Source organism: Fodinibius salsisoli (assembly GCF_026229185.1).
In the GTDB taxonomy this organism is placed as follows: domain Bacteria; phylum Bacteroidota; class Rhodothermia; order Balneolales; family Balneolaceae; genus Fodinibius; species Fodinibius salsisoli.
Genome location: NZ_JAGGJA010000025.1, coordinates 1 through 23168 on the forward strand (window position 1 = coordinate 1; position 23168 = coordinate 23168).

Sequence of the window (23168 nt, forward strand, 5' to 3'; positions counted from 1 at the left end):
TGGCCCCTGTGACCGGACTGGAATTAAAGGCCGGGGGCCTGTTCGTATTACCAACCGTAATCGTAAAGGATTGGCTGGCCGTAGCCGTACCGTCGCTGACTTCCAGTTCTACCGATACCTCGCCCATATCGTCGGGACCCGGCGTGCCACTCAGCGTTGCTGTCCCATCGCCATTATCTTGCAGATCGGCCCAATCAGGAAGTTCTGCAGCTGATAAGCTCACCTTGTCCCCATCGGGGTCGCTGGCTTGAATGGCATAACTGTAGGCCTCCCCTTCTTTGGCCGAGGTTACTGGCTGTGAATCGAACACCGGAGCACGATTCGTATTATCCACGGTAATCGTAAACGACTGGGTAGCCATATCGGTGCCGTCACTGACCTCCAGCTCTACTTGGACCTCGCCCATATCGTCGGGACCCGGCGTACCGCTTAGCGTTGCTGTACCATCACCGTTGTCTTGCAGATTTGCCCAAACGGGAATCTCTACGCCAGAGAAACTCAGTCCATCGCCATCCGGATCGGAGGCTTTCACCGTGTAGGAATAATTTTCACCTTCTTTACCAGCCGTAACCGGGGAGGAATCAAAGACTGGCGGACGATTCGTATTGGACACGGAAATCGTAAAGGATTGGGTAGCTGTCACTGTGCCATCACTGACCTGCAGCTCCACCGATACCTCGCCCATATCCTCGGGACCCGGCGTGCCCCCAAGGCTGGCCGTACCATCGTCATTGTCGGTTAGGGAGACCCAATCCGGGGCAGTCGGAGCTGTTATCGTCAATGCATCTCCGTCGGGATCACTGGCAACTATGTTATACGTATATGCTTGCTGTTCCTGGGCTTTGGTCGCCGGAGACGAATCAAAAACCGGGGCTCGGTTGGTGTTTCCTACCGTTATGATGAATGACTGGGCGATCGTGGCGGTACCATCGCTTACGGTAAGTTCTATGGCCGTGTCTCCTGCATCATCCAACCCTGGCGTGCCTTCCAGTATGGCCGTACCATCCCCGTTATCGGTCAGGCTCGCCCAGCCTGGAATCTGTGCGGGGGTAATTGTCACTGCGTCACCATCAGGATCAGAGGCTTCCACACTGTAGCTATAGGCCTGACCCTCCTTGGCAGCGGTCACCGGGGTCGAATCAAAGACCGGGGCCCGATTGGTATTATCTACCGTAATCGTAAAGGATTGGCTGGCGGTATCGGTGCCGTCACTGACCTCCAGCTCAACCGTGGCGTCTCCCATGTCATCAGGGCCGGGTGTGCCGCTCAGCGTTGCTGTACCATCACCGTTATCGGCCAGGCTGGCCCAAGCGGGAATCTCTACGCCAGAGAAACTCAGTCCATCGCCATCCGGATCGGAGGCCTCAATAGCATAACTATAGGCCTCGCCCTCTTTGGCCGCCGTCACCGGCATGGAGCTGAACGAGGGAGCTTCATTGACCCCCGATACCGATACTGTTTTAGTAGCGGCCGCACTACTGGCAACGCCATCATTGGCCACAAAAGCAATCGTTCGGCTGGCCGTGGTTGGGCTTGCGGAACTATTAGCATAAGTAACAGCACGCAGTGCGTTCTGAAAATCAGCTGGTGTAGCAATGGCTCCTGTGGAAGTCAACGTGAGTACTCCAGTTCCAGCATTATAGCTCCCCCCTATATTTCCCATCGTGGCCCCGTCGTTCGTAAAGGCCAGCACATCTCCGGAGCCCAAATTGGCAGTAATCGAAACCGTAGCAGAGGCAAGACCGCTGTTATCCAGATCGGAAACGGTTACCCCATCGTCGATCACTTTTGCCGCATCCCCCTCGGTAAAGGCCGTTGCCCCCCCCGTGGTGGTTACCACCGGCACATCATTGACTGCTGTAATATCAATATTCGTATTTCCGAAGGAAACATCGCCCGACCCATTACCATCATTGGCCTCCACACTGATCGTGGCGGCATTGTCTCCGTTCACATTGGAGGCCCCGGTGTACTTGATATTCGAATTGGTATCCAGGTAAGTGTTGATATCGCCCGGGGATCCGGCCAGGGTGATCACCGTACTGCTGACCAAGGTCTCGGTAACCCCGGCTCCTACGCCTGCCCCATCGGCCGGAGTGCTAAAAGTACCCGCCGAAGCGGTTAATGTAACAGTTATATTGTCACCGTCTGCATCCCCAAATACAGAAGAGGACAGATCTACATTACTTTCGGTGTCTTCGGTAATGGTGATGTCCGAGGGGAGCCCTGTGAGGGTGGGGGGATTGTTTTCTTCAGCTGTCAGTTGCGTACTATTGACCGAGGTTAATCCGCCGGACGAAGCCTGCAAATTAAAATTCTCATTGCTGCCTCCCGAGGCGGTGTACGTAAGTTGTAAGTCATTAAAGGTGGAAACGCCCGAAGATGGAGTGACCGATACAGTGGCTGCACTTCCATCGGTATCACCGGTGGCGGTCATTGTTGCTCCCCCCGGCCCGTTCACTTCGGACAACTGTATATCAGTACTGTAGCCGGTATCCACGATATTGTTGGCATCTACAGTCTGCACCACCGGGTCCGTTGTCATATCCTCGGTTATTCCACTTTGCAGGATAGTGGGGGCCGGCTGGGTATCAAATACCAGCTTGGTCGCCACTACATCCGAAGTGACCGAATTAGCATCCACGGTGGAAAAATTACTTCCAACCCCATCCTGATCATTGGCCGTTAAGGTAAACGATTCCTGATCAGCGGTAGCGGTGTAGGATACATCGGTAAAGGTGGCCACCCCGTTTACAGCAGCCAGGTCCACATCGCCGGACAATGATCCTACACTCGACTCAGTCAGGGTTACGGTCTCAGAAAAGTCCACATCGGTATTCCCAAAAGCATCTTGTGCTGCTATCACAGGTTGCGTGCCCAACGCCGAACCTGAAGTGGAATTAGCCGGCTGGGTGGTAAACGCCAATTGGGTAGCATCAATATCAATAGTGCTCCCGCTTCCGTTGGTGACGGCCGATGTTGTTCCTATGCTGGTGCCGCCGGCCCCGGTCGTTACGTCGGTGTCCCCATCTACGGATAAAACAATGGTGCGATCCTCAGTGAGACCGGTATTGTCATTGTAATAAGCATTAACAGTGTAGGTCTCGCTTCCCCCGTCGGCAACAGAGATGCTCAAGCCGCTGAAGGTAATTTGATCGGATCCAGTGCTGTAGGTGCCCGTCACGTTAGAAGCGTCATTGCCGTTCAGGCGCCAGGTTATCTTGTTGCGCTCCGTATCGGTGGCAGTGCCGGACACATTTACCGTGATTTCTGACACCGTCATGGCAAAGCCGTCGCCACCTCCGCCGTCAGATAGCGTAAAGTCAAACACATCAACTGCTTCGCCAGAGGTATCCAGTATACTGTTAATGCCAACTGGTTCGCTGACTCCACCGGCGGCGGTCAAAGAACCATCCGTGTCCGGTGCATCGGTTGTCACATCCACTTTTGTTGGACTGCCCTGCAGATTGGGCGTTCCTTCATCATCTTGGGACACCACATAAATGTCGTAAGCCGTGTTGGAACTCAAACCGGTAATGTCATCAGTAAAATCCTGGGAGGCGGAGCTAATAGTGATACTGCCACTTGCTAACGCCTCACTTCCACTACTGTTTTGGCCATTTTTTACTTGGGATGCACTGGGGGCCCCATCGCCGTCGGGCACGGCCACATAATAAGCAGTGCCTATTTCATTTAACCGTACGGTAAGGGTGGTTTGGGATACGGTTGTGCCTGAAAGCGAAGGCGTGCTGTTTTCATAATTCGGCGCCAAATCATCATTCACGGTGATGGTAAAGGCTTTTTGATAAGTATCAATGCCATCATCCGTTTGGATGCGAACGCTGTAACTGCCGGATGCCAGGTTCGAGGCATCATTAGCACGCAGATCGCTGCCGCTGATGTTGAAGCTGGAGTTGTCGGTGTCTCCTGTCCCTGAAACCAAGCTGTAGCTGTGGGTGTCGCCGCCATCGGCATCGGTGGTTGTTAAGTTGCCTACGGTAGCGTTGGTGCCATCGCTTTGGTTAATGGAATTGGAGCTAAGGGTGATATCAGTAGGGGCAGTGTTGGGACTACCCTGTTTCTTTAAATAGATATTGGAGCCGTTCCCTTCATAATCCCAAATATCCTGATCACCGTCGTTATCAAAATCAGCTACCAAGGTATTACTTGCTGCATAAAAAATGTTCCCGTCAGCTATTCCATCAAAGGGGTTGGATGATCCAGTGACCTCAGAAAAGGAGCCAGAACCATTATTGGCGTAGAAACTAAATGAGGAATAGGTATCATCGTCATACGCCAATACATCAATATCATCATCACTATCGAAGTCGCCAACAATAACGCCGGTTGCAACATCAGGTATTCCTGAAAGAGGATTGCTTCCTCCCGCGATGGAAGAGGTATAGCTACCGCCGGTGTTTTCGAGATAGATATTTTGATTATCATTAGCATTTTCGCCTCGATAATCCCAAATATCCTGGTCACCATCGCCATCAAAGTCTGCCACAAAAGTATTGTCTGCGACAAAAAAAATATCCCCATCAGTTATTCCGTTAAACGGGCTGGATGACCCGGTGACCTCAGAAAAGTATCCGGAACCGTTATTGGCGAAAAAGCTAAATGAGGTATAGGTATCATCATCATATGCCAATACATCAATATCACTATCACTATCGAAGTCGCCGACAATAACGCCACCGTCAGCATCAGGTATTCCTGAAAGAGGATTGCTTCCTCCCGCTTTGGAAGAGGTATAGCTACCGCCGGTGTTTTCGAGATAGATATTTTGATTATCATTAGCATTTTCGCCTCGATAATCCCAAATATCCTGGTCACCATCATTATCAAAATCTGCTACATAGGTATGATCGCCTACGAAAAAAATATCGCTTGCGGCTATTCCATCAAAGGGGTTAGAAGAACCGGTAACTACAGAATATGCCCCTGAACCATCATTGGCGTAAAAGTTGTATGAATCGAAATTGCCATTGTCATCAAATGCTAACACATCGACATCTCCATCATTATCAAAGTCGCCGGTAATAACTCCGCTTGCAGTTTCGGGTACACTGCTTAAAGGATTATCGCCACCGGATAAGGATGAGGTATAATCTGTTTGGGCATATAGACTTGATGATATTCCGCAAAATATGACCAGTAAAAATGCCAGAGGTTTTACCAAATACTGGATATAAGAAGTGAGCTTATTATGCGCAGAAAAGATAAAATGATACTGACTATCGTTGTACATATGAAAACCGTCTCTTTGTTTTTTTTGTAAAAGCCAACCGCAATAGCAACGCAGGCATCCTTAGAAGGAGAACTGTTCACCTCTTTTTAGCAATAAATGGTCGTATCTTAACAGCATGTAGAGAGGATTTGTGATGATATTTCACCTAATGTACTGCTAACCCGCATGACCAAACAATCCCACCGAAAATAAGTGTATCCTTTACTACCGTAATTGCCGTTTGTATTTTAGCCTACGTAACATACTGCCTGATTTCTTGGGATAAGAAAAGGAATTACGCGCAAAGAAATATATCCAAATGAGCTCAAATTACGATAGTCAGATAAGCCCACCATGTATGTTGATGGTTCGGGGAGTCATATAAGGGGATAGCAGAGGATAAGGCAGCTTTTTGCGGTCCGGTACGATAAAACAACGGGGAAGTAAAAATGCGAATGGATTTAGTGTCGTCGCCCTATAATTAACGCGAGCACCGATTAGGGGTAAAAATGTCAATCTCCCACTACTACGCACAAGGCTTTGTAGAGCTAGCTGAATCCCTCTTCGTCAAGAGGGACTTCAATAGGATCTTTAAAGTATTTTGAGCAAGGTTGCAATCTAAGCATTCCTCCTTTTGTAAGGAAGAGTGCCCCAAAGTCCCCTTTGGAGGAAGGGGATTTAGGGGAATTGAATAAAACAGTAATATCCATCTTAATTATTCAATCCTTCTGACTTCCTTCTCCAAGGAAGAACTCGGTGATACTATTTGTTAATCAATCAACTAAAAATTACTCTTCAAGAGGAAGTTATCCCACTGGTTCAAGTTTGTAACTTGGATCAGTAGAGATTGCAATGTCCAGTTTTGTCCTGCATCTGAGACTTTTTCCTCATCACTGTTGCGCATCTTCAGAGTGACACGAGATACACCCTGATCGGCGTGTTATTATGTAAAAGAAGTGCAGCCTTTTTGTGTCATTGTAACTACTTCGTTCCGCAGCGGAGCGACGGAACGAGATGGGCAATACATATGATATAGCTTAAATAAGGTAAGCAACGTTCGTTTCTAGCAATATTCATAGTGCGGGAATTCATTTCTGCACCAAGCCCCTTCAATAGCGTGAGTGTCCGCTCGTGTGGATTCCACTAGGGCAGCCCCCCTGGAATGAAGTACGGTTCTACAGGCCAAGGGAAGATTGACCAATCAAGTGGAGCGCTCTGCCTGTTGCTGATATTGCCCGGGGGTAATATCAAATTCGGCCTTAAAAGCCCGGATAAAGTTTGAGGAATCATCAAAGCCCATATGTTGCGCAATATCCCCCACGTTTTTATCCGTATTCTTCAGCTTGTTACAGGCCAACTGCATCTGCTTATCCCGGTAGTACTGGAATGGAGTGGTTGCAAAGGCCCGCTTAAAGTGCCGTTTTAATCCGGATACGGATATGCCGAACTGGGTCGCCAGAAATTCCATACCCGGGAAAGAGTACCTAAGGCGGCTTTCCAGGTATTCTGCTACCCGGTGGGCCACATTTTTTTTCAGATTATCGATACCTGAGGACTGTTCTACATGGGGTAAATCCATCTGGAATAGATGCACCAGCATGGTACTCATAATATTGAGTAGACGCAGATTCGGTGGATTCTGATCGTCAGATCTGTTTAGCTGGTCCGCAACTTGAAAAAGCTTCTTTTTGATCGGGGATGGAGCCTGCGGTAATACAAAAAGCTGATCAGATTGTTGAGTGAGCGTGTCATACAACATTTTATTTTGAACCGACTGGGGTGATACATACTGATCAAGAAACCGGTGGCTTATAATAGCCTGCAGGCTTTCTTTGGCAAAGCCTTTGGGCAAATCAATAGTATAGCCCGTCGTATTATTATAAAGCGTCATAAATCCTTGGTGGATATCATAGCAGTCCCCGGTTTTATGGATTTGAATCGTGTCGTTGCTCTTCCGTAGAAATTTAAGCTGGTAATGTTGTTTATGGCGTTGCGGGGTAAAGTGGATGCGATGATGCGTGTGGCATTCCGTTTGCTGATGCAGTAGCAGGATATCATCACTCAACTTACGGTAGGTAAGCACCGTGGAATGATGCTCGTTGTCATCAATAAGCTGATGCTCCTCTTTTCGATTTTGGATATTACCGTTGGCACCTTCCAGGATCTGTGGAAAATCAGCAACCGAAAACAGTTGCTGTGAATATTCTATACACTTTTTCATGTCGGTGTCGTACTTCCCCGATTCAACTTTTACCATTAAAGCCTATCTGATAAACTGCTCTTTCGCATCATAATACGGCAGATGCCGCACCTTATCCTATTTGGCAGTGTTAGGGTAATAAAATGTGACTAAAAACTGAAATTGATAATAAAAAAATCGACATCTATCTACTTTATCCTTTGGGTATAGATAACCCTATTTCATTAGGTCCACATTAATAGTTCAAGTATAATACCTTGTATGATGTTGTTTGTGACTTATCACTGGCATTTAAAGCCGTAAAGGATCAGCCAGTTCCGGAACGGCATTGCTCCATAAATTTCTATTGCCTTCTACTATGAGACACCTCCATTTTATACCAAAATATTAATAGCGTCGAGTGAATATGACTCATCTAAACTATAAATTCCCCAAAACCAATTGTTTTTAAATCCTGTAAAGAACCAAACCATTAATTTCGTGAAGGATAAATGCCTTCGCTACAAATGATAAAGTTAATAGCTAAATAAGGCTGTATCTTGGAAAAAGACTTCCCCTCCCCGGTCTTTTTAATACCCACATCTGCTGCTGCTTCGGTTTCAGTACGCAATGTAACGACCGGTTGTTCATGATTGTAAAGGTTAACTCCTCGGCCTTCTCCTGCACCAGCGGCCAATGTTCGAGCCCCGCCTGCACCTGGTGTGGATTTTGTTCCTGCTTGGTCGGAAGCTTGTATCTTTACCTGGAAATTATTTACAGTAGCTTGATGACTGTGAGCCGGCAGGTGAGATATCCTCAAGGCCGTGGTTTCCGTCCCTCCGGTGTGTCCCGCATGATGTGGACTTAGTCCCGGCCCGCTACCACATCCTATTGGCACTCGCCCTCTTAAATCGGGTAAGGCAAAGTTATTTTTGCCATCTCCACCATAGGTCGTACCAATTACTGAATACAAAGCCTCAAACTGTGTAATTTCCAACAACTGTCCATTGCATAATTTCCACCCCCTCGGAGCCCATTCTGCCCCAAACATTTTAATGACCCCTATATATTCATCTTTCATAAGATATCTCGTTATTTAAATTAAAAGTCGCTTAGTTTATCCATCCTAAATAGTAGGGCGTTGTGTACCCAGGGAAACATCATCTATCTCGATAATGTCTGCCTCTTGAGCGTACCCCGAAAAGCATAATGATTTCATCACTTTATTCAAGCTATGAATACAGTGCCATGTAACCATATGGATACGTCACAGCCTGAGCGCAAATGGTAAGTATATAGCCAAGCTTTAAGTTATCTGCTTAGAAAATAGGTAAACGAATCTTTAATATTCTTTCAGATCCCTTTTAAATCGTTTCAAACAGAATGCTATTGGTTTAAATAACATATTTAGTCCCATACGCTAACTAAGCCCGTACTAACATATCAGGAAAAGTTTTAGGTACTTATCATATTTTTTCTGTGAAGGATCTGCTACAATTAATCGGGAAGGGGCCTCCCTATAATCCGTTATGATTTAGGAAAGCCCCTTCTGCCGATTTGAGGTCAAGAGCAACTAAATATACCCCTATGGATTATCACGCAACGTCGGGTAGTCGCCGGCGTTGCTTTGCCGCACCTATGCTAAAGCCTCGGTGCGCAAAAGGCACACATTCATTAAAGTTTCTATTGCCCTCCAACCCCGATCAAAATTGGATACTCATTGGGGCTTACGGTCCATATGCCGCCAAAATCAAAACCCGTCATATTGGTTTCGGCAGCGGTTCCCTGCATCTGGCTGGTCGTCAGCCCCGTGCCGCCGTCCGAAGTGGCCTGCCCGGAAGACTGTGTATCCCAATAACTTTCTAATGTGGTGCCCACTGTTGTGTCTTCATATCCCACAAGTCCCCCGATTGTGTTAGCTGAAGTAACCACCCCAGTGGCGTAAGAATGATCTATATCTCCTTTATTATTACCTACCAATCCCCCGGCAATGGTAAGAGATGCATGTACATCGCCCATTGCATAGCAGTTTATGATGTTGCCTGACCTATTCGTTCCAACAAGCCCCCCTACATTAGCTCTGCCATTTACATTGGCCACTGAATAGGATCTTCTTATAACTCCCGAATTTTCACCCACTAAACCACCGGTAGTATTAGTGCTACTGGTTATAGTCCCCGAAATGTAAGAGTCGGCAATAGTACCACCACCTCGATTATATCCCACCAGTCCTCCAGTACCGTTATTCGTTGTAATATCGGTATTGGTCAGTCCCACGTTAATAATTTGGCCTCCTGAGCTTACTACGCCAAATAATCCAAAAACATCGCCTTGGCTACGATCAATGGTCAGCCCGTCAATCGTATGTCCGTCCCCATCGTAGCTACCCGTGAACGGGTTGGTATAAACGCCGATAGGATCGAACCCTTGTCCGCCGTTCCAGCTGCTGGTGGCTGATGCATCGATGTCCGCGGTTTGCACGAAATGGGCATCCAAAAACTGTCCGACCGTCTGCAGTTGATCTATAGTTTCCACCTGGTAGGGATCAGCAGCCGTGCCGCTGCCACCCGCAAAGGGATTTTGTACCGGAATGATGATGGTGTAGGTCGGGGTAACCCCGGCCGCATTCTCGGCGGTGACGGTAAACCGGTATTCGTGGGCGTTGCCGTCCGCACTGTGGCTGTAATCAAGAGAGGAAGGACCATCTATGTGAATGGCATAGCTGTTAATACTATTCACGCTGAACAGCCCGCCATCGGCGCCCCCCGTTACCGTGGCACTGGTGGCTAAGTCCGCCGATAAGCTGGTACCAAGTGAAAAGTTAAGTATATTATTTAAGTCCGTGCCGGCGGGGACGGGATCAAACCGGTAGACATTTGCCTCATTCGTGGTGTTGAGGAAATAGCTTTCGGTTCTGGCCGGACGGATTGTTCCCCGATTAATGATAGGCAGTTCCACGACGTTGGTAATGGTGATGCTCACCGTCTGGCTGGTGCCGAGGGCCCCGTCGTTGACGTTGATATCCATCTCATACGTATTATCGCTATTATCATCGCGTGGTCTCTCAAAATCTGGGGCGGGGCTGATCGTAATCTCCCCGGTGCTGGCGTCGATGCTAAAGGTGAGCGTGCCTTTGGTGCCGCCCAGCAGGGCGAAGTCCAAGGCGTCCCCATCGGGGTCGCTGGCGGTAATAGTGCCCACGGCGGCGTTGTTTTCCTGTATCTCAAAGGGGCCCGCGCTGGTAATCACCGGTGCCTCATTAACGTCTTGGACGGTAATGGTGACGGCTTGGGTTGTGCTCAGATTCCCATCACTGATGGTGACTTCCATCTCATAACCGTTGTCGCTGTTTGCATCGGCCGGTGATTCAAAGTCAGGGGCCGCATCTAATGTCAGGGCGCCACTGGTTGGATCAATCGTAATAGCATTCGCATCAGCTCCGCCGGTTATGTCGTAGGCCAGCGGCTGCCCCTCGGGATCACTGGCGGCAATGCTCCCCGCGTCGGTGCTGTTTTCATCGGCCTGCAGGGTGGTCGGGCTGGTAAGGACCGGCGCTTCATCGACGTTAGTAACGGTTACCGTAATGGTTTTAGTGACGATTACGCTGCCGTCGGTGACTTTTACTTCGAGTTCGTAGCTATTGTCGCCGTTCTCGTCCGCGGGATTTTCAAAATCGGGGGCGGTGGTAAAGCTCAGGACTCCGCTATCGTTGTTGATGTTGAACAGCCCCTGGTCGGCGCCGCTGCTCAGGCCGAAGGCCAGGGCGTCCCCGTCGGGGTCACTGGCGGTGATGGTGGCTACCACGGCGATGTTTTCCTGGATCTCAGAAGAGCCTTCCCCGGTAATGGTGGGGGCGGCATTGTCCCCGACCGTGAAGGTCGGACCGGTGGTTGTTTGGCTGCCGACCTTAACCGTGACAGGTCCACTGGTGGCGTCCTGGGGTACCGTAGCCACCAGTTCGGTGGTAGAGGCGCTGCTGACCATAGCCTGGCTGCCATTGAAGGTGACGGCGTTCTCCGAGGCGGTGGCGCTGAAGTTAGCCCCGGTGATGGTCACCGTTGTGCCGACTGGCCCTTCCTTGGGACTAATATTGCTGATCGCAAGCTGCTGGTCCGGATCGGCAGTCACGCTGAAAGTGGGGCCTTCGGCCGTCTGCCCATTGGTTTCGACGCTAACCGGACCCGTGGTCGCGCCCTGGGGCACGCTCACCTCGAGGGTGGTTTCAGTAGCACTGCTTATGGAAGCCTCGGTGCCGTTGAAGGTAACGATATTCTCCGCTTTGGTGGCACTAAAATTCTGCCCGCTGATGGTCACAGCCGTGCCGACGGGACCTTCCTTAGGACTCAGGTCGTCTATAGTTACTTCCGGCACTGGTGTCTCCGTGACCGTAAAGGTGGGGCCCGTAGCGGTTTGGTCGCCTACTCCAACGGTGACAGTTCCCGTCGTTGCTCCCTGTGGAACGGTGACCACTAGTTCAGTGGTGGAAGCGCTGTTGACCGTCGCCTCAGTCCCATTAAAGCGCACAGCGTTGTCCGAAGCGGTAGCGCTAAAGTTAGCGCCGGTAATGGTAACGCTTGTTCCAACCGGTCCGCTTTTAGGATTGAGGTCGTCGATCGTAACCTGGGGTACTGGGGCCTCAGTCACCGTAAAACTTGGTCCGGTAGCGGTTTGTCCGCTGGCACTCACTTTCACAGGACCACTGGTGGCCCCTTGCGGCACGCTTACTTCAAGAGTAGTTTCAGTAGCATTGCTGATGGTCGCCTTCGTGCCGTTAAAGGTCACAGTGTTCTCGGATGCGGTCCCACTAAAGTTGTGGCCGGTGATCGTAACAGCCGTGCCGACGGGTCCCTGCTTGGGGCTGATGTCCTCAATAGCAACCTGGGGTACCGGCGCATCCGTCACGCTAAAGGTCGGACCCGTAGCCGTCTGATCGCCTGCCCCAACGGTGATGTTACCTGTCGTTGCTCCCTGTGGAACGGTGACCACTAGTTCAGTGGTGGAAGCACTGGTTACGGTTGCCTCAGTCCCATTAAAGGTTACAGCGTTGTCCGAAGCGGTAGCGCTAAAGTTAGCGCCGGTAATGGTGACGGCCGTACCTTCCGGCCCTTCTTTGGGGCTGATGCCCGTGACCGTAAGCTGCTTTTCAGGATCGGAAGTGACCGTAAAAGAGGGGCCCTCTGCGGTTTGACTGCCAACCGCTACCTTAACAGGTCCATTGGTCGCCCCTTGCGGCACGCTCACTTCAAGAGTAGTTTCAGTAGCATTGTTGATAGTCGCCTCCGTGCCGTTAAAGGTGACGGTATTTTCGGTGTTGACAGCACTAAAATTCTGCCCGCTGATGGTCACAGCCGTGCCGACGGGTCCCTGCTTGGGGCTGATGTCGTCAATGGCAACCTGGGGTACCGGGGCCTCCGTCACGCTAAAGGTCGGGCCTTCGGTGGTTTGCCCACGGGTTATCACCTCGACGGGTCCGGTAGTTGCCTCATTAGGCACGGTGGCCATAAGCCTGGTGCTGTCTGTGTGGGTAAGGGCGGCCGGAATGCCGTTAAAGGTCACCCGGTTGCTGTCAGGGTCCGGAGAAAAGTAGTGTCCGGTAATGGTTACCTGTGTGCCCGCAGGGCCAGCCGTGGGGCTCACCTGGCTAATTACCGGTCCCAGCATCAGTCGGAAGACGCTGCTGACAACCGTTTGATCGCCTACCGTCACCGTAATAGTGCCGCCGGTAGCGCCCTCGGGAACCTTCGCAATAATTTCGGTAGCGCTAAGACTGAGTAGGGGTGCCAGCTGGTCGCCAAAGGTAACCGAAACGGGCAGCCCATTGATGCTGGGCGAAGGTGTCCCCTTGGCTTTCAGAGGAGCTTGCGTGGTGTCGGCCCCCAGAGAATCAACGGGAGCCCCGGCCAAAGGCCGACCCGTGCTGTCCCCCTTCATCTTAGCCATGGCCGATGGTGGGAGGAAGTGCTCGCCCGTGATGGTGACCTGTGTGCCCGGCCCACCGCTGGCAGGGCTAATAGCCGTAATGGCCGGGCCTTCGGTGAGTACCTTAAAATAGGGGCCGTTGGCGACCTTCCCGTTAACCGACAGGGTAACCGGCCCGCTGGTGGCCCCTTCGGGGACGCGGAATTGCAGGCTACCCGCCCCATAGCTGAGGATAGGCACCTTGAGGCCATTGAGCTCAACCTGGTTGTTGGCATGCTCCGGATCGATATAGTCGCTGGAAATCCGTACCAAACTGCCTACAGCGCCACTGTCGGGGCTGAGGCTGGTGATTTCGATCGTGCTCTGCTGGGAACCTCCACTGTTGTCACTGCAGGAAAGGGCGACCGTGATAAGACATACAAACAGAAATACAAACCAAGAAAGATAAGGAGCGGGCTTTTTCATTTTTCTATGTACTGATTGAATCATTAATCTTTCTAATTTACCCTCATCCCAGTTTCATAACTGTAGAGGAAAAATGGAAAATATTTGACGTTGAACAGTGGCAGGAATCAATACTCAATAAAAGCTCCCAAGGGCAGCATCATTATCTATCTTCAAATGATGCTTTACCCCATCGAGAGCCCCCGAAAAGCATGATGTTTTTTTATCATTTCATACAATTCAAAAACACCGAGATATATCGGCCTGTGAATGCCTTAAACCTGAGCGCAAATGGTAAGTATATAGCCACGTTTTTAAATTATCTGTTTAGAAGATAGGCAAACCAACCTTTGATATTGTTTCAAATCCCTTTTAAATCGTCTCAAATGCACTTCAGTTCAATTATAAATGATATGCCCTACAAACTAACCTCACGATTGATTTAAAACTCTCCTGCTGCCAACCCTCTCCCGGATGTGTGTCTGCCAATGCAATCACAACACTGACTTACTTATCTAAATTGGTGCCAAACCTTTTGGATGAAGCGAGCTTTCCACTCGTCCTAAAAAGGCCTCTCAAGAACCTCTCAAACTTAAAGCTCCCAGCCATCCAGGGACAGCCCGCTAAAGGTTCGCAGCCGATCAACATCAGCATGAAGATATTCTTGTAACTTTACTCTTGTTGCAGAAGAAAGCTCAGGTTTGGTTACTTCGGGTCGAATAGCTTTTTTTACAGGATCTTTAACGCTATCCGGAATGTAGCCTTTGAGTGTTTTTATAACCGGACTCTCCAAGATGAAGCGGCTTAATTTGCCTTTTCTCCTCTTCTTATTGGTCTTATGCATCTGCTGCTCAAAGTCGTTTGAATAGAACGAATCATCAACCCCAAGAAACTTAAAGATTTGTTGCAGTGTCGCGCGGCGTTCATCCCGAAGCCTATAAGAGGGAATAATCAGCATCTGATCTTCTTGGAAGAATTCGAAATAGTGCTGTAGCTGCCAAAAATATTTACTGCACATTACATAGTGATTATCCTCTAATTCTTGTAGAGCGTCTTCAATAGAACGGTGCTCCCTGCCCTCACTATAATTATGGGTATAGTGGGAGATAATACGCTCGATGGGATCCCTCACCAGATAGATTAACTTAGCCCGGGGCACCAACTCATACATTCGCCGGGGAACCCCCTTAAAATAATGTGCTTTTGAATAATTCGGTGATGCTTCCCCAAAGATTTTAAAATCACCCTGAAATTGTGACTGATACCAGCTTATGCCTTTATTATAGTTATTTTCTTCAATAAAAAAATCAACCTCCTTGATGGCTGACATCCCCAGTTCTGGATGTAACTGTAAATAATGGTATAAGCTGGAAGTGCCACATTTCATCGCACCGATAATGATAAAGTTTGGAAACATTAAAAGCAGATCTTGGTTAAAGGAATTACAGTTATACCCTGTGTTTCTTCATCTTATACGGATATATAGTTCTATTACAAAATCAAAGTTCCATCGAATGTAACAGTTATTTCAACTTTATAAATGCTTTTGTAAAAAGATTCGTTGTAAGTTAAATTAAAGTACTTCTTAAATTCTAATCATTTAAGTCCAACTCCACTGAATTCATCAAAAGACCATAAAAATGTTGAAAGCCCGGATAGTGATCAGTATTACCGGCTGGTTCCCATATCTGAATCAGTAAGCGGCCAAGAGCAAAGACTCAATTTTTCTGAACTGCTCCAAAACTACTGGAAACGAAGGAGTCTTTTTTACTGGTGTATTGGAGCTTTTTTGGCTGTTGGACTCTTTTTTGCCTTAGCGAGTTCCTCGCAATATACTTCTAATGCCTCTATTATTCCGGAGTATGAGCTGCAGGATCGGGTTAATGAGATTATTGAAAGCTATGGGCTTTTGTTTGGCCTGACGGGTAGTATCCGTGAAAACCGAACGCCCTCCTACCTGCTTAGGCTTTATCCGCACATGATCAACAGCGTTGATTTTAAGCGTACGTTGATGTCCAAGCCGTTCCAATACGGTTCAACGGACTCTTCTGTTACCCTGCACCAATATTTTACTCAAATGTACCGCCCCCCTTTATTGAACAGCCTCTACGATTATACCTTCGGGCTTCCCGGGAAAATATTAAGCGCTATGCAGTCTGGGGAAACCTCTCCCCCTGCTTCCACTGCGCAGGATACCAGTCAGTCTCATCAGCAATCCGACTTCCCCATTTTAGACCTTAGTCCAAGCGAGCGCCAAGTGGCCCGTGCATTCTCCAGCCGTATAACGGCTACCTACGACCGCCAAACAGGTATCGTTCGTATCTCGGCTCGAATGCCCGAGGCTAATACTGCTCCCCAAGTGGTTCAACTCGTGTTGGAAACGCTCCACGAAAAAGCCAGCGACTATAAAACTGCGAAAGGACGCCAATATCTGGATTTCCTGGAGTCGCAACAGCTACGCCAGAAGCAACAGTTGGACAAAGCGCGCCAAGAGCTCATTGAGTTTAATGGCGCTGACAGCCAACCTTTGAATAGACGGATGGAACTGCAAAGCACCTATGAAACAGCATTAGATCAGTATAACACCCTTACCCAGCAGCTGCAGCGCATGAGATTAAATATTGAGGAACAAATGCCTACCTTCCGCATATTAGATGATATTACGACACCGGGTACTCAAATTAAGCCCAAACGCAAACTAATGATATTTTTAAGCCTCTTACTTGGTTTTTTTGTCGCTTTTAGCTGGATAACGATTTCTTTCCTTTTAAAAGAGTCGGAAAAAATATGGTCATCCTGAAAAGGTACTGGCTGCGTCTGTTTTACTCTAGCAACATTCTACTTAATGAAGAATCAAAATTGTTGGGCATACTGCTGAATGGGGGAAGATCTTAAAAAAAAGTCGTTATCTTCAGTTAAGCTGCTGGCGCTGCCGCTCGGGGCAACCTATCTTATAAAATTTATCCAGACTCCCGTTCTGGCCATTTTTCTATCTCCGGCAGATTTTGGCATATGGGGACTCGCCAATGTACTCATCAAAGCCATGGAAAGCCTGACGGAAGTAGGCATTCAGAAGCTGCTTATTCAACGCGATACCATGAAAAAGAGCTTCATCCGCTCTATTTGGGGCTTCATGATACTCCGCGGACTCTTTATTACGGGTATTGCACTGACGATCGTGCCCTATTATGCCTCTTTTGTAGATTCCCCGGAAGGACAATTTATCTTTACACTGGCTATTATTGTACCTGCTATCCAATCTTTCACAACCCCGGCCCTCTACCTGGCAGAAAGAGATATTGAATTTAAAAATATTGCCATATTTGATGCGCTGGGACAGATTTTATTTTTTATCATCGTAGTTGCACTGGCCTACGTTTACCAAAGCGTATTGGCTATGGTTATGGCCTTGTTGATCGTGGAGGGAGTTAAAGTTTTCATGAGTTACGGTTTTTTCGGAATCCCGGCCAAACCGCGCCTGCCCGAATGGCGTTATGTCAAAGAAATATTCCATCACGGTAAACACTTTTTCCTTATCTCACTGGGTTCATTTGTTACCATCCAGATAGATGATTTAACCGTAGGTAAACTTCTGGGCAGCGATGTACTGGGATATTACCTCATTGGATATACCCTCATTAACGTCGTCATTACGATCATCCGTAAACTGTTTGGCCGTGTGCTGTTTCCCTATTATACCAAATTGGTGGCCGGAGATGATAAAGCACACAGCAAAATTAACCGCATCCTGGAAGATCAAATACTACTGCTTTGTATACTTTTTGCCCTTATTTTTAGTCTCGCCCCTCCGTTGATTAATATACTTTTCGACGACCGATGGGTAGATGCAATCCCAATCATCCAAATACTAACATTTACCGGTATTCTTCGTGGGATTGGCAACATCATTGTGCCCCTGTTTCTGGCTGAGAAGAAACAAAATATACTCGCCGTGGGTAGAATTATTGAAGTAGTGCTGTTTATCCCTATTATTTACCTGTTTACTGTTCAGTTTGGTGTCATAGGTACCGCTTATGGCGTAGGACTTATATTTTTAATTGCACTAATTTACCGTACGGTTATGGCGTATAGATTGTTTTCGCTGGAAGTCTTTAAAAGTGCCGCTATAGGATACGTAGGCACCTTCTGCGCCTTTGTCAGCATTGCTTTTTTAACACTCTTATATTGGAAAGAGTATTTTTACCTGCTGGAGTACATGGTTTCTCCACTATTCTTAGTAGCAGTACTGATCCATTTTTACCGAAAAGGAAAAACAATTTCGTACTTCTTAAAAGAATACATCCACTATGGTTAAAGATATAGCGCGGTACTTTGCCCGACGGATCGGTGCATTCTTCTATAAATTAGTTGAGCAGGGCCGCAAGCATACTATTGAGAAAGAAAACCAGGCTCTTATCCAGAGTTCTGATAACTGCAGTCCTGATCTTCGGATCAACGGACGCGTCAAAAAGTTTTCGGGCTTTAAGCAGGCAAAAATTGAAAAGAATGTCCATATTGGAGACAATGTGCACATCCGGGCGGAGGGTGGCCTCTTCATTGGAGCCAATACGCATATCAGCCGTAATTTTGTCTGCTATACCATGAACCACGACTATGAAGGAAAACGCTTGCCTATTGATGACAACGATATTTATAAACCGGTGCATATTGGTAAGAATGTCTGGATTGGCATGAACGTGGTGGTCGCTCCCGGAACCGTCATTGAAGACGGCGTTATTGTGGGGGCCGGATGTACCGTCGCGGGCCACGTGCCGGCCCTGTCTATCATTGGAAGTCAGAAATATCGTCTGCTAAAAAAACGGGACGAAAAGCATTATAACCGGCTCGAAGACGAAGAAAAATATGGAGGCATCAGTGGACGCCCTCTTGATGATTCTTAACTTCATCTAATCAGTAATATGTCATTTAAGCAACAGTCGCTGCGACGGATCCGGAATTTCTTATATCGGCACCTTCGCAGCACCCTACGAAGGTTTGAGCAAGCAAACAGGGCGTTATTACGCTCTGTTGATGAGCATCCCAGCCCTATTGCCGAAGCTCCGCAAATTACCAACCGGCAAACCGATGATCGCTGGCAATCCATTCAGCCGGTATGGGTGCTCTCAACGGGGCGCACCGGCACCAACACCATGACTGAGCTTTTCAAACTATCACCTTTGATTGATGCCTTTCATGAACCAGCTCCGGAACTATTCCAGTTTTCGTACGATTATTTTATGAACCAGATCGACCGGTCGGATGCCAAGCAGATGCTAAAATACCTGCGTGACGAGCTGGTGTTTCGCAGTTACCGGGATGGATTTATTTTTGTGGAGACCAACAACCGGTTAGCTTATATTGCTGATCTGCTGTTGGATCTTTATCCGAGCAGTAAATTCATCCATGTGTATCGCAACCCTTATGATTTTATTCGATCGGGTATGCGCCGCAGCTATTACCAGGGACACATGCGCGATTATGCCCGCATCCATCCTATTCAATCAGAGCCTGATCATGAGCAATGGAAAACTTATACGGCCATCCAAAAAACAGCCTGGAACTGGAAGAGGGTTAATGAGTACTGCCTCAATTTTATGGCAACACTTCCCCAAGAGCAAAAGATGAGTTTCTCGTCCGAAGATTTTTTTGAAGCAGATCCCTCGCTGACAGATCCTCTGTTCAATTTCATTGGGTCATCGGATTTTCATCCTCCTGTTTCCGACATCAACAGAGTTATGGGTAAAAAACATAATGCCCAGAAAAGAGGACAGTTTTCCAAGCCCTCTAACTGGACGGATCAGCAAGTGGAGCAGGTGAACGCTATTATCGCTCCTGTCGCAGCTACATTAGAATATCCACTAATATCTGATGAATCTATATCCTAATCGTAGCTTATGGAAGAACCACTGGTTTCGATCATAACGCCGGTATTTAATGCTGAGGAAAAAATCATCTCTTTTCTCGATGCCGTTGCTCACCAGGATTATCCCCGTGATTGCTATGAAATTATTATCGTTGATAATGGGTCAACGGACCAAACCCGGGAAAAAATAGCATCGTATTCCGGTGATGTGACCCTGCTGCAACGAACAGATCTTCAGAATCCATATGCTGCTCGCAACAAAGGACTTTTGCATGCCCAGGGCGATCTTATGGTACTTCTGGATGTGAACTGTACCCCAACCACCCAATGGCTCCGAAGCGGCATCAACCGGCTGCAAGATCCAACCGTTGATTTGGTTGGCGGACAAGTTTCCTTTACTTATTCGGAAGAGGAAACAGTGGGCGAATGGTACGACTCACTACTTTTTGTGGATATGGAAGATTTGATTCAACGCGGACAGTCGTGTGCCGGAGGTAATCTTTTTTTCAAGCGAAAGGTCTTGGATAAGATAGGATCTTTCCCCGAGAAACAACGCTCGGGTATGGATTTGTACTGGACCAAGAAAGCATCCAACAGTGGTTTTAACCTGGTCTATGATGCCCGGGCTGAAGTCCACTACCCGGCTCGCCGGCTCAGGCCCTTGCTCAAGAAAATCTTCCGTGTAGGAACCGGCCAGCCCAAAGTCTGGATTGAAAATGATATGCATCCCTTAAAACTTGTTGCACTTATTTTTTATCAACTGGTGCCACCGGGTACAAAGGTGTTGAGAGACAAAATACGCCGCCGCGGGAAACCCACCATGAATAAAAGTTTTGGAAGGCTTTGGTTGATTCATTACCTGCAACAGATCGTTTTGGCCTCTGGCTGGGCAAAAGGACTAATTCATTATTATCGTACAAAATCATAAGTTACTGTTTACGAATAGAGGATCAAGATATCGTTAGTTATCCACCATGAAAATTGTCTTTCTTAGCCATACTCCAAGGAATTATTTATTCAAGGTAGGCAGCTATCATCTGTCTAACGAATGCGCGCGCTTAGGCCACGAGGTATTGTATATTCCCTCTCCGCTGTCCCCCTTCCATTTTCTAAATTTTCCAAAGTTGGGAGATAAAGATTATCGGGATGTAATTAAAAGCCGCCTGCAAACACTGCAGCCGGAAAAAGATTCCCATGGTATCACCAATCTTACTCCTTTTGTGCTTACCCCTTATAATAAAGGGATTTTTGACCGTCCGGAGATTCCCCTCAGACAACAGTTTACGTTTAACCAAATCAAGAAGAAGCTCAAAAACATTGGCTTCGATAGCGTAGATTTAGTAATACAGGATAAAGTGGGGCTTTTTTTTATGCGCAACCTCATTAATGCCCAAAGCTGGGTTTACAGGGCAACGGATGACTACAGCAATATGTCGAAGGGCGCTGGCAAAAAATCCATCCAAATCTTAGAGCAGAAAATCTGCAACTTTTCGAATCATGTGTTGGTCACCTCCGAGCCGCTGCAGCAAGTTTTTAAGAAACGCTATGGTGTTGATGCCTCCATCTTACGTAATGGTGTTGATGCCAATCACTTTGCCGCCAAACACAATCAGCCCAAAGAATATACCTCCATCACAAAACCTATCGTCTTATACGTCGGTAGTCTGGATGAACGGTTCCATTTGGAACTTTTAACCCAAGCAGCCCAACAAAGTCCCGAGCTGCAGTATGTGATTGTTGGACCTAAAAGCAAAGAGCGTATTCCAGACAATATTCCAAATATCACCGCCCTGGGACCGAAACCTTACGAACAGGTGCCCGCTTATATGCAGCATGCAGATATCGGGATCTTGCCCCTCAAAATGACGGAAGCGAACCACGCCCGTTCCCCAATGAAAATTTATGAATACGGTATCAGCGGGCTGCCTGTTGTAAGTACTCCATTACGGGAGCTCAAAAAACGGAAGGAGAAATTCATCGCTTTTGCGGAAGATTCAACCCATTTCCACCGCCAAATTCAAGAGAGTCTTGCTCAAAAAGACCAATTAAGCAGTATCGCAAAGCGCAGCTCAAAAAAGCATTCCTGGCAATCTATTACTGAGCAGTTGCTGAGCCTCAGTATGGCGCCAAAATCTAAAACCTTATGAAAGATATTGCGGTAACATATCAACGAGCTGTAGAAGGTCGCCGGCTCATCGATATCTTCTTCAAATGCTGGGCGCTGGTCCTGCCGATTACCTCGGTGCTCATTGTCCCTTCCATACAGGGAACGACTCCGGCTTATATGATGGCTTTTTTATCGATTCCCTTACTGCTATATGCCGCTACCGTTAAAGAAATCAAACAGTATCTTTGGGTCGTATTACTTATTGGCACCGGATATTTCACGCTCAACATTACCAGCCAGTTTATACTCTCGGTTATCGGTGATATGGATTTATCTACCTTACCGCTGGTAGATCCCCTTGCTTTTACAAAAAAGTTCGTACTGCGACCTACCCTCTTTACCCAAAGTCTTTACCTCTGTGCCTGCCTCTTAACTTTTTTGTTTGTCTACCAGTGGTATTCCTCTACCTGGGACGTTTATCTATTTGCAGGAATTCTGATCTTGGTAGCCTATGGGTTTTATGAAACCATCTATTTTTGGCTTACAGGAACCTCCGGAGATTTTATATCGAACCGCGTTTTCAACGAACGATATTTTGGAAGCTCCACCCATGTAATGAACATTGCAGGTTTGTCTCTTCTGCGGATGAAGAGCCTTACCGGGGAAGCATCTATGTTTGCTTTTACGGTACTTCCCTACTGGGTCTTTGCGATTCATAAAAAAAGAGTACTTATCGCCGGCCTTTTAACCCTGGCTCTAATATTTACCACCTCTACGACAGCCATCCTGGGCATCGTTATATATTTAGTCATCTTAATATTTACGGGCAAAATTGACTGGAAATACCTGGTCGGAGCCGCAGGTTTAGGAATGACCATAACGATAATCAAGTTTGAGACCGTATTTTCCATTTTTAATAAAATGGTTCTAAGAAAATTATCCACAGCTTCCATATCCGGTAATGTTCGTATTTCAAACCTGATGGACTCACTGACCTTTTGGTGGGAAGCTCCCTTTCCAGTCAAAATATTTGGGCTTGGATTTGGCTATATCCGTTCAACCGACTTTTTCTCAACAATTTTGGTTAACAATGGAATAGTCGGGCTATCCATTTTTATCATATTATTTTTATATCCCATATTAATATTAGGTAACACCGCTAAAGAATTCGCCTTAAAAAGTGCTCTTGCTATTATTTTTGTTACCATGATGATTGCGGTCACTGAGTATACTTACCTGCCGACTTGGCTGTTTTTAGGCATAGCCTATCATTATTCGAATAAGAATAATGGTCGCTATCCAAAAGAAATTTACCAATTAGACCGGCAAATTATTGACTGACCAAACTTAACCTCCGGGCATTCTCCTTTTTCGCTGTGTTATATTTTGTACAGTGTGTACAATTTAGTACAGTTCGGCTATCCAC

Annotated in this window: 12 protein-coding genes; 7 read left to right on the forward strand and 5 right to left on the reverse strand. The window is 47.5% G+C overall.

What is annotated here, in order from left to right:
• From J6I44_RS20015 to J6I44_RS20035, 5 genes are all read right to left on the reverse strand, one after another.
• Positions 1-5251 (reverse strand): beta strand repeat-containing protein (locus tag J6I44_RS20015; protein ID WP_265768049.1); only part of this gene is annotated, 5251 nt, incomplete at its 3' end.
• A 1180-nt stretch (positions 5252-6431) separates the two neighbouring features.
• Entirely contained in the window at positions 6432-7451 is a 1020-nt protein-coding gene (locus J6I44_RS20020) for a helix-turn-helix transcriptional regulator (protein WP_265768050.1), read from the reverse strand.
• Positions 7452-7902: 451 nt separating this feature from the next.
• The gene (locus tag J6I44_RS20025; protein WP_265768051.1) at positions 7903-8490 is read right to left on the reverse strand and encodes a phage tail protein; all 588 of its coding nucleotides are present in this window, start codon (positions 8488-8490) and stop codon (positions 7903-7905) included.
• A gap of 602 nt (positions 8491-9092) precedes the next feature.
• Positions 9093-13793: a beta strand repeat-containing protein gene (locus J6I44_RS20030; protein WP_265768052.1), complete on the reverse strand. Its 4701-nt coding sequence runs from the start codon at positions 13791-13793 to the stop codon at positions 9093-9095.
• A gap of 571 nt (positions 13794-14364) precedes the next feature.
• The gene (locus J6I44_RS20035) at positions 14365-15189 is read right to left on the reverse strand and encodes a sulfotransferase domain-containing protein (RefSeq protein ID WP_265768053.1); all 825 of its coding nucleotides are present in this window, start codon (positions 15187-15189) and stop codon (positions 14365-14367) included.
• A gap of 372 nt (positions 15190-15561) precedes the next feature.
• Here J6I44_RS20035 and J6I44_RS20040 point away from each other — a divergent pair, with 372 nt between their 5' ends.
• From J6I44_RS20040 to J6I44_RS20070, 7 genes are all read left to right on the forward strand, one after another.
• The gene (locus J6I44_RS20040; protein ID WP_265768054.1) at positions 15562-16572 is read left to right on the forward strand and encodes a GNVR domain-containing protein; all 1011 of its coding nucleotides are present in this window, start codon (positions 15562-15564) and stop codon (positions 16570-16572) included.
• Positions 16573-16650: 78 nt separating this feature from the next.
• Entirely contained in the window at positions 16651-18087 is a 1437-nt protein-coding gene (locus J6I44_RS20045) for an oligosaccharide flippase family protein (protein WP_265768055.1), read from the forward strand.
• Positions 18080-18673: an acyltransferase gene (locus J6I44_RS20050; protein ID WP_265768056.1), complete on the forward strand. Its 594-nt coding sequence runs from the start codon at positions 18080-18082 to the stop codon at positions 18671-18673. The genes J6I44_RS20045 and J6I44_RS20050 overlap by 8 nt, the downstream gene beginning before the upstream one ends.
• An 18-nt stretch (positions 18674-18691) precedes the next feature.
• Positions 18692-19657 (forward strand): sulfotransferase domain-containing protein, encoded by a 966-nt coding sequence (locus J6I44_RS20055; protein ID WP_265768057.1) that lies wholly within the window; start codon positions 18692-18694, stop codon positions 19655-19657.
• Positions 19658-19666: 9 nt separating this feature from the next.
• Entirely contained in the window at positions 19667-20563 is an 897-nt protein-coding gene (locus J6I44_RS20060; RefSeq protein WP_265768058.1) for a glycosyltransferase family 2 protein, read from the forward strand.
• Between the two features lie 46 nt (positions 20564-20609).
• The gene (locus J6I44_RS20065) at positions 20610-21782 is read left to right on the forward strand and encodes a glycosyltransferase (RefSeq protein ID WP_265768059.1); all 1173 of its coding nucleotides are present in this window, start codon (positions 20610-20612) and stop codon (positions 21780-21782) included.
• Complete coding sequence (locus J6I44_RS20070; RefSeq protein WP_265768060.1) at positions 21779-23083, forward strand: hypothetical protein; 1305 nt, start codon at positions 21779-21781, stop codon at positions 23081-23083. Before J6I44_RS20065 ends, J6I44_RS20070 begins: the two co-directional genes overlap by 4 nt.
• Positions 23084-23168 lie beyond the last annotated feature (85 nt).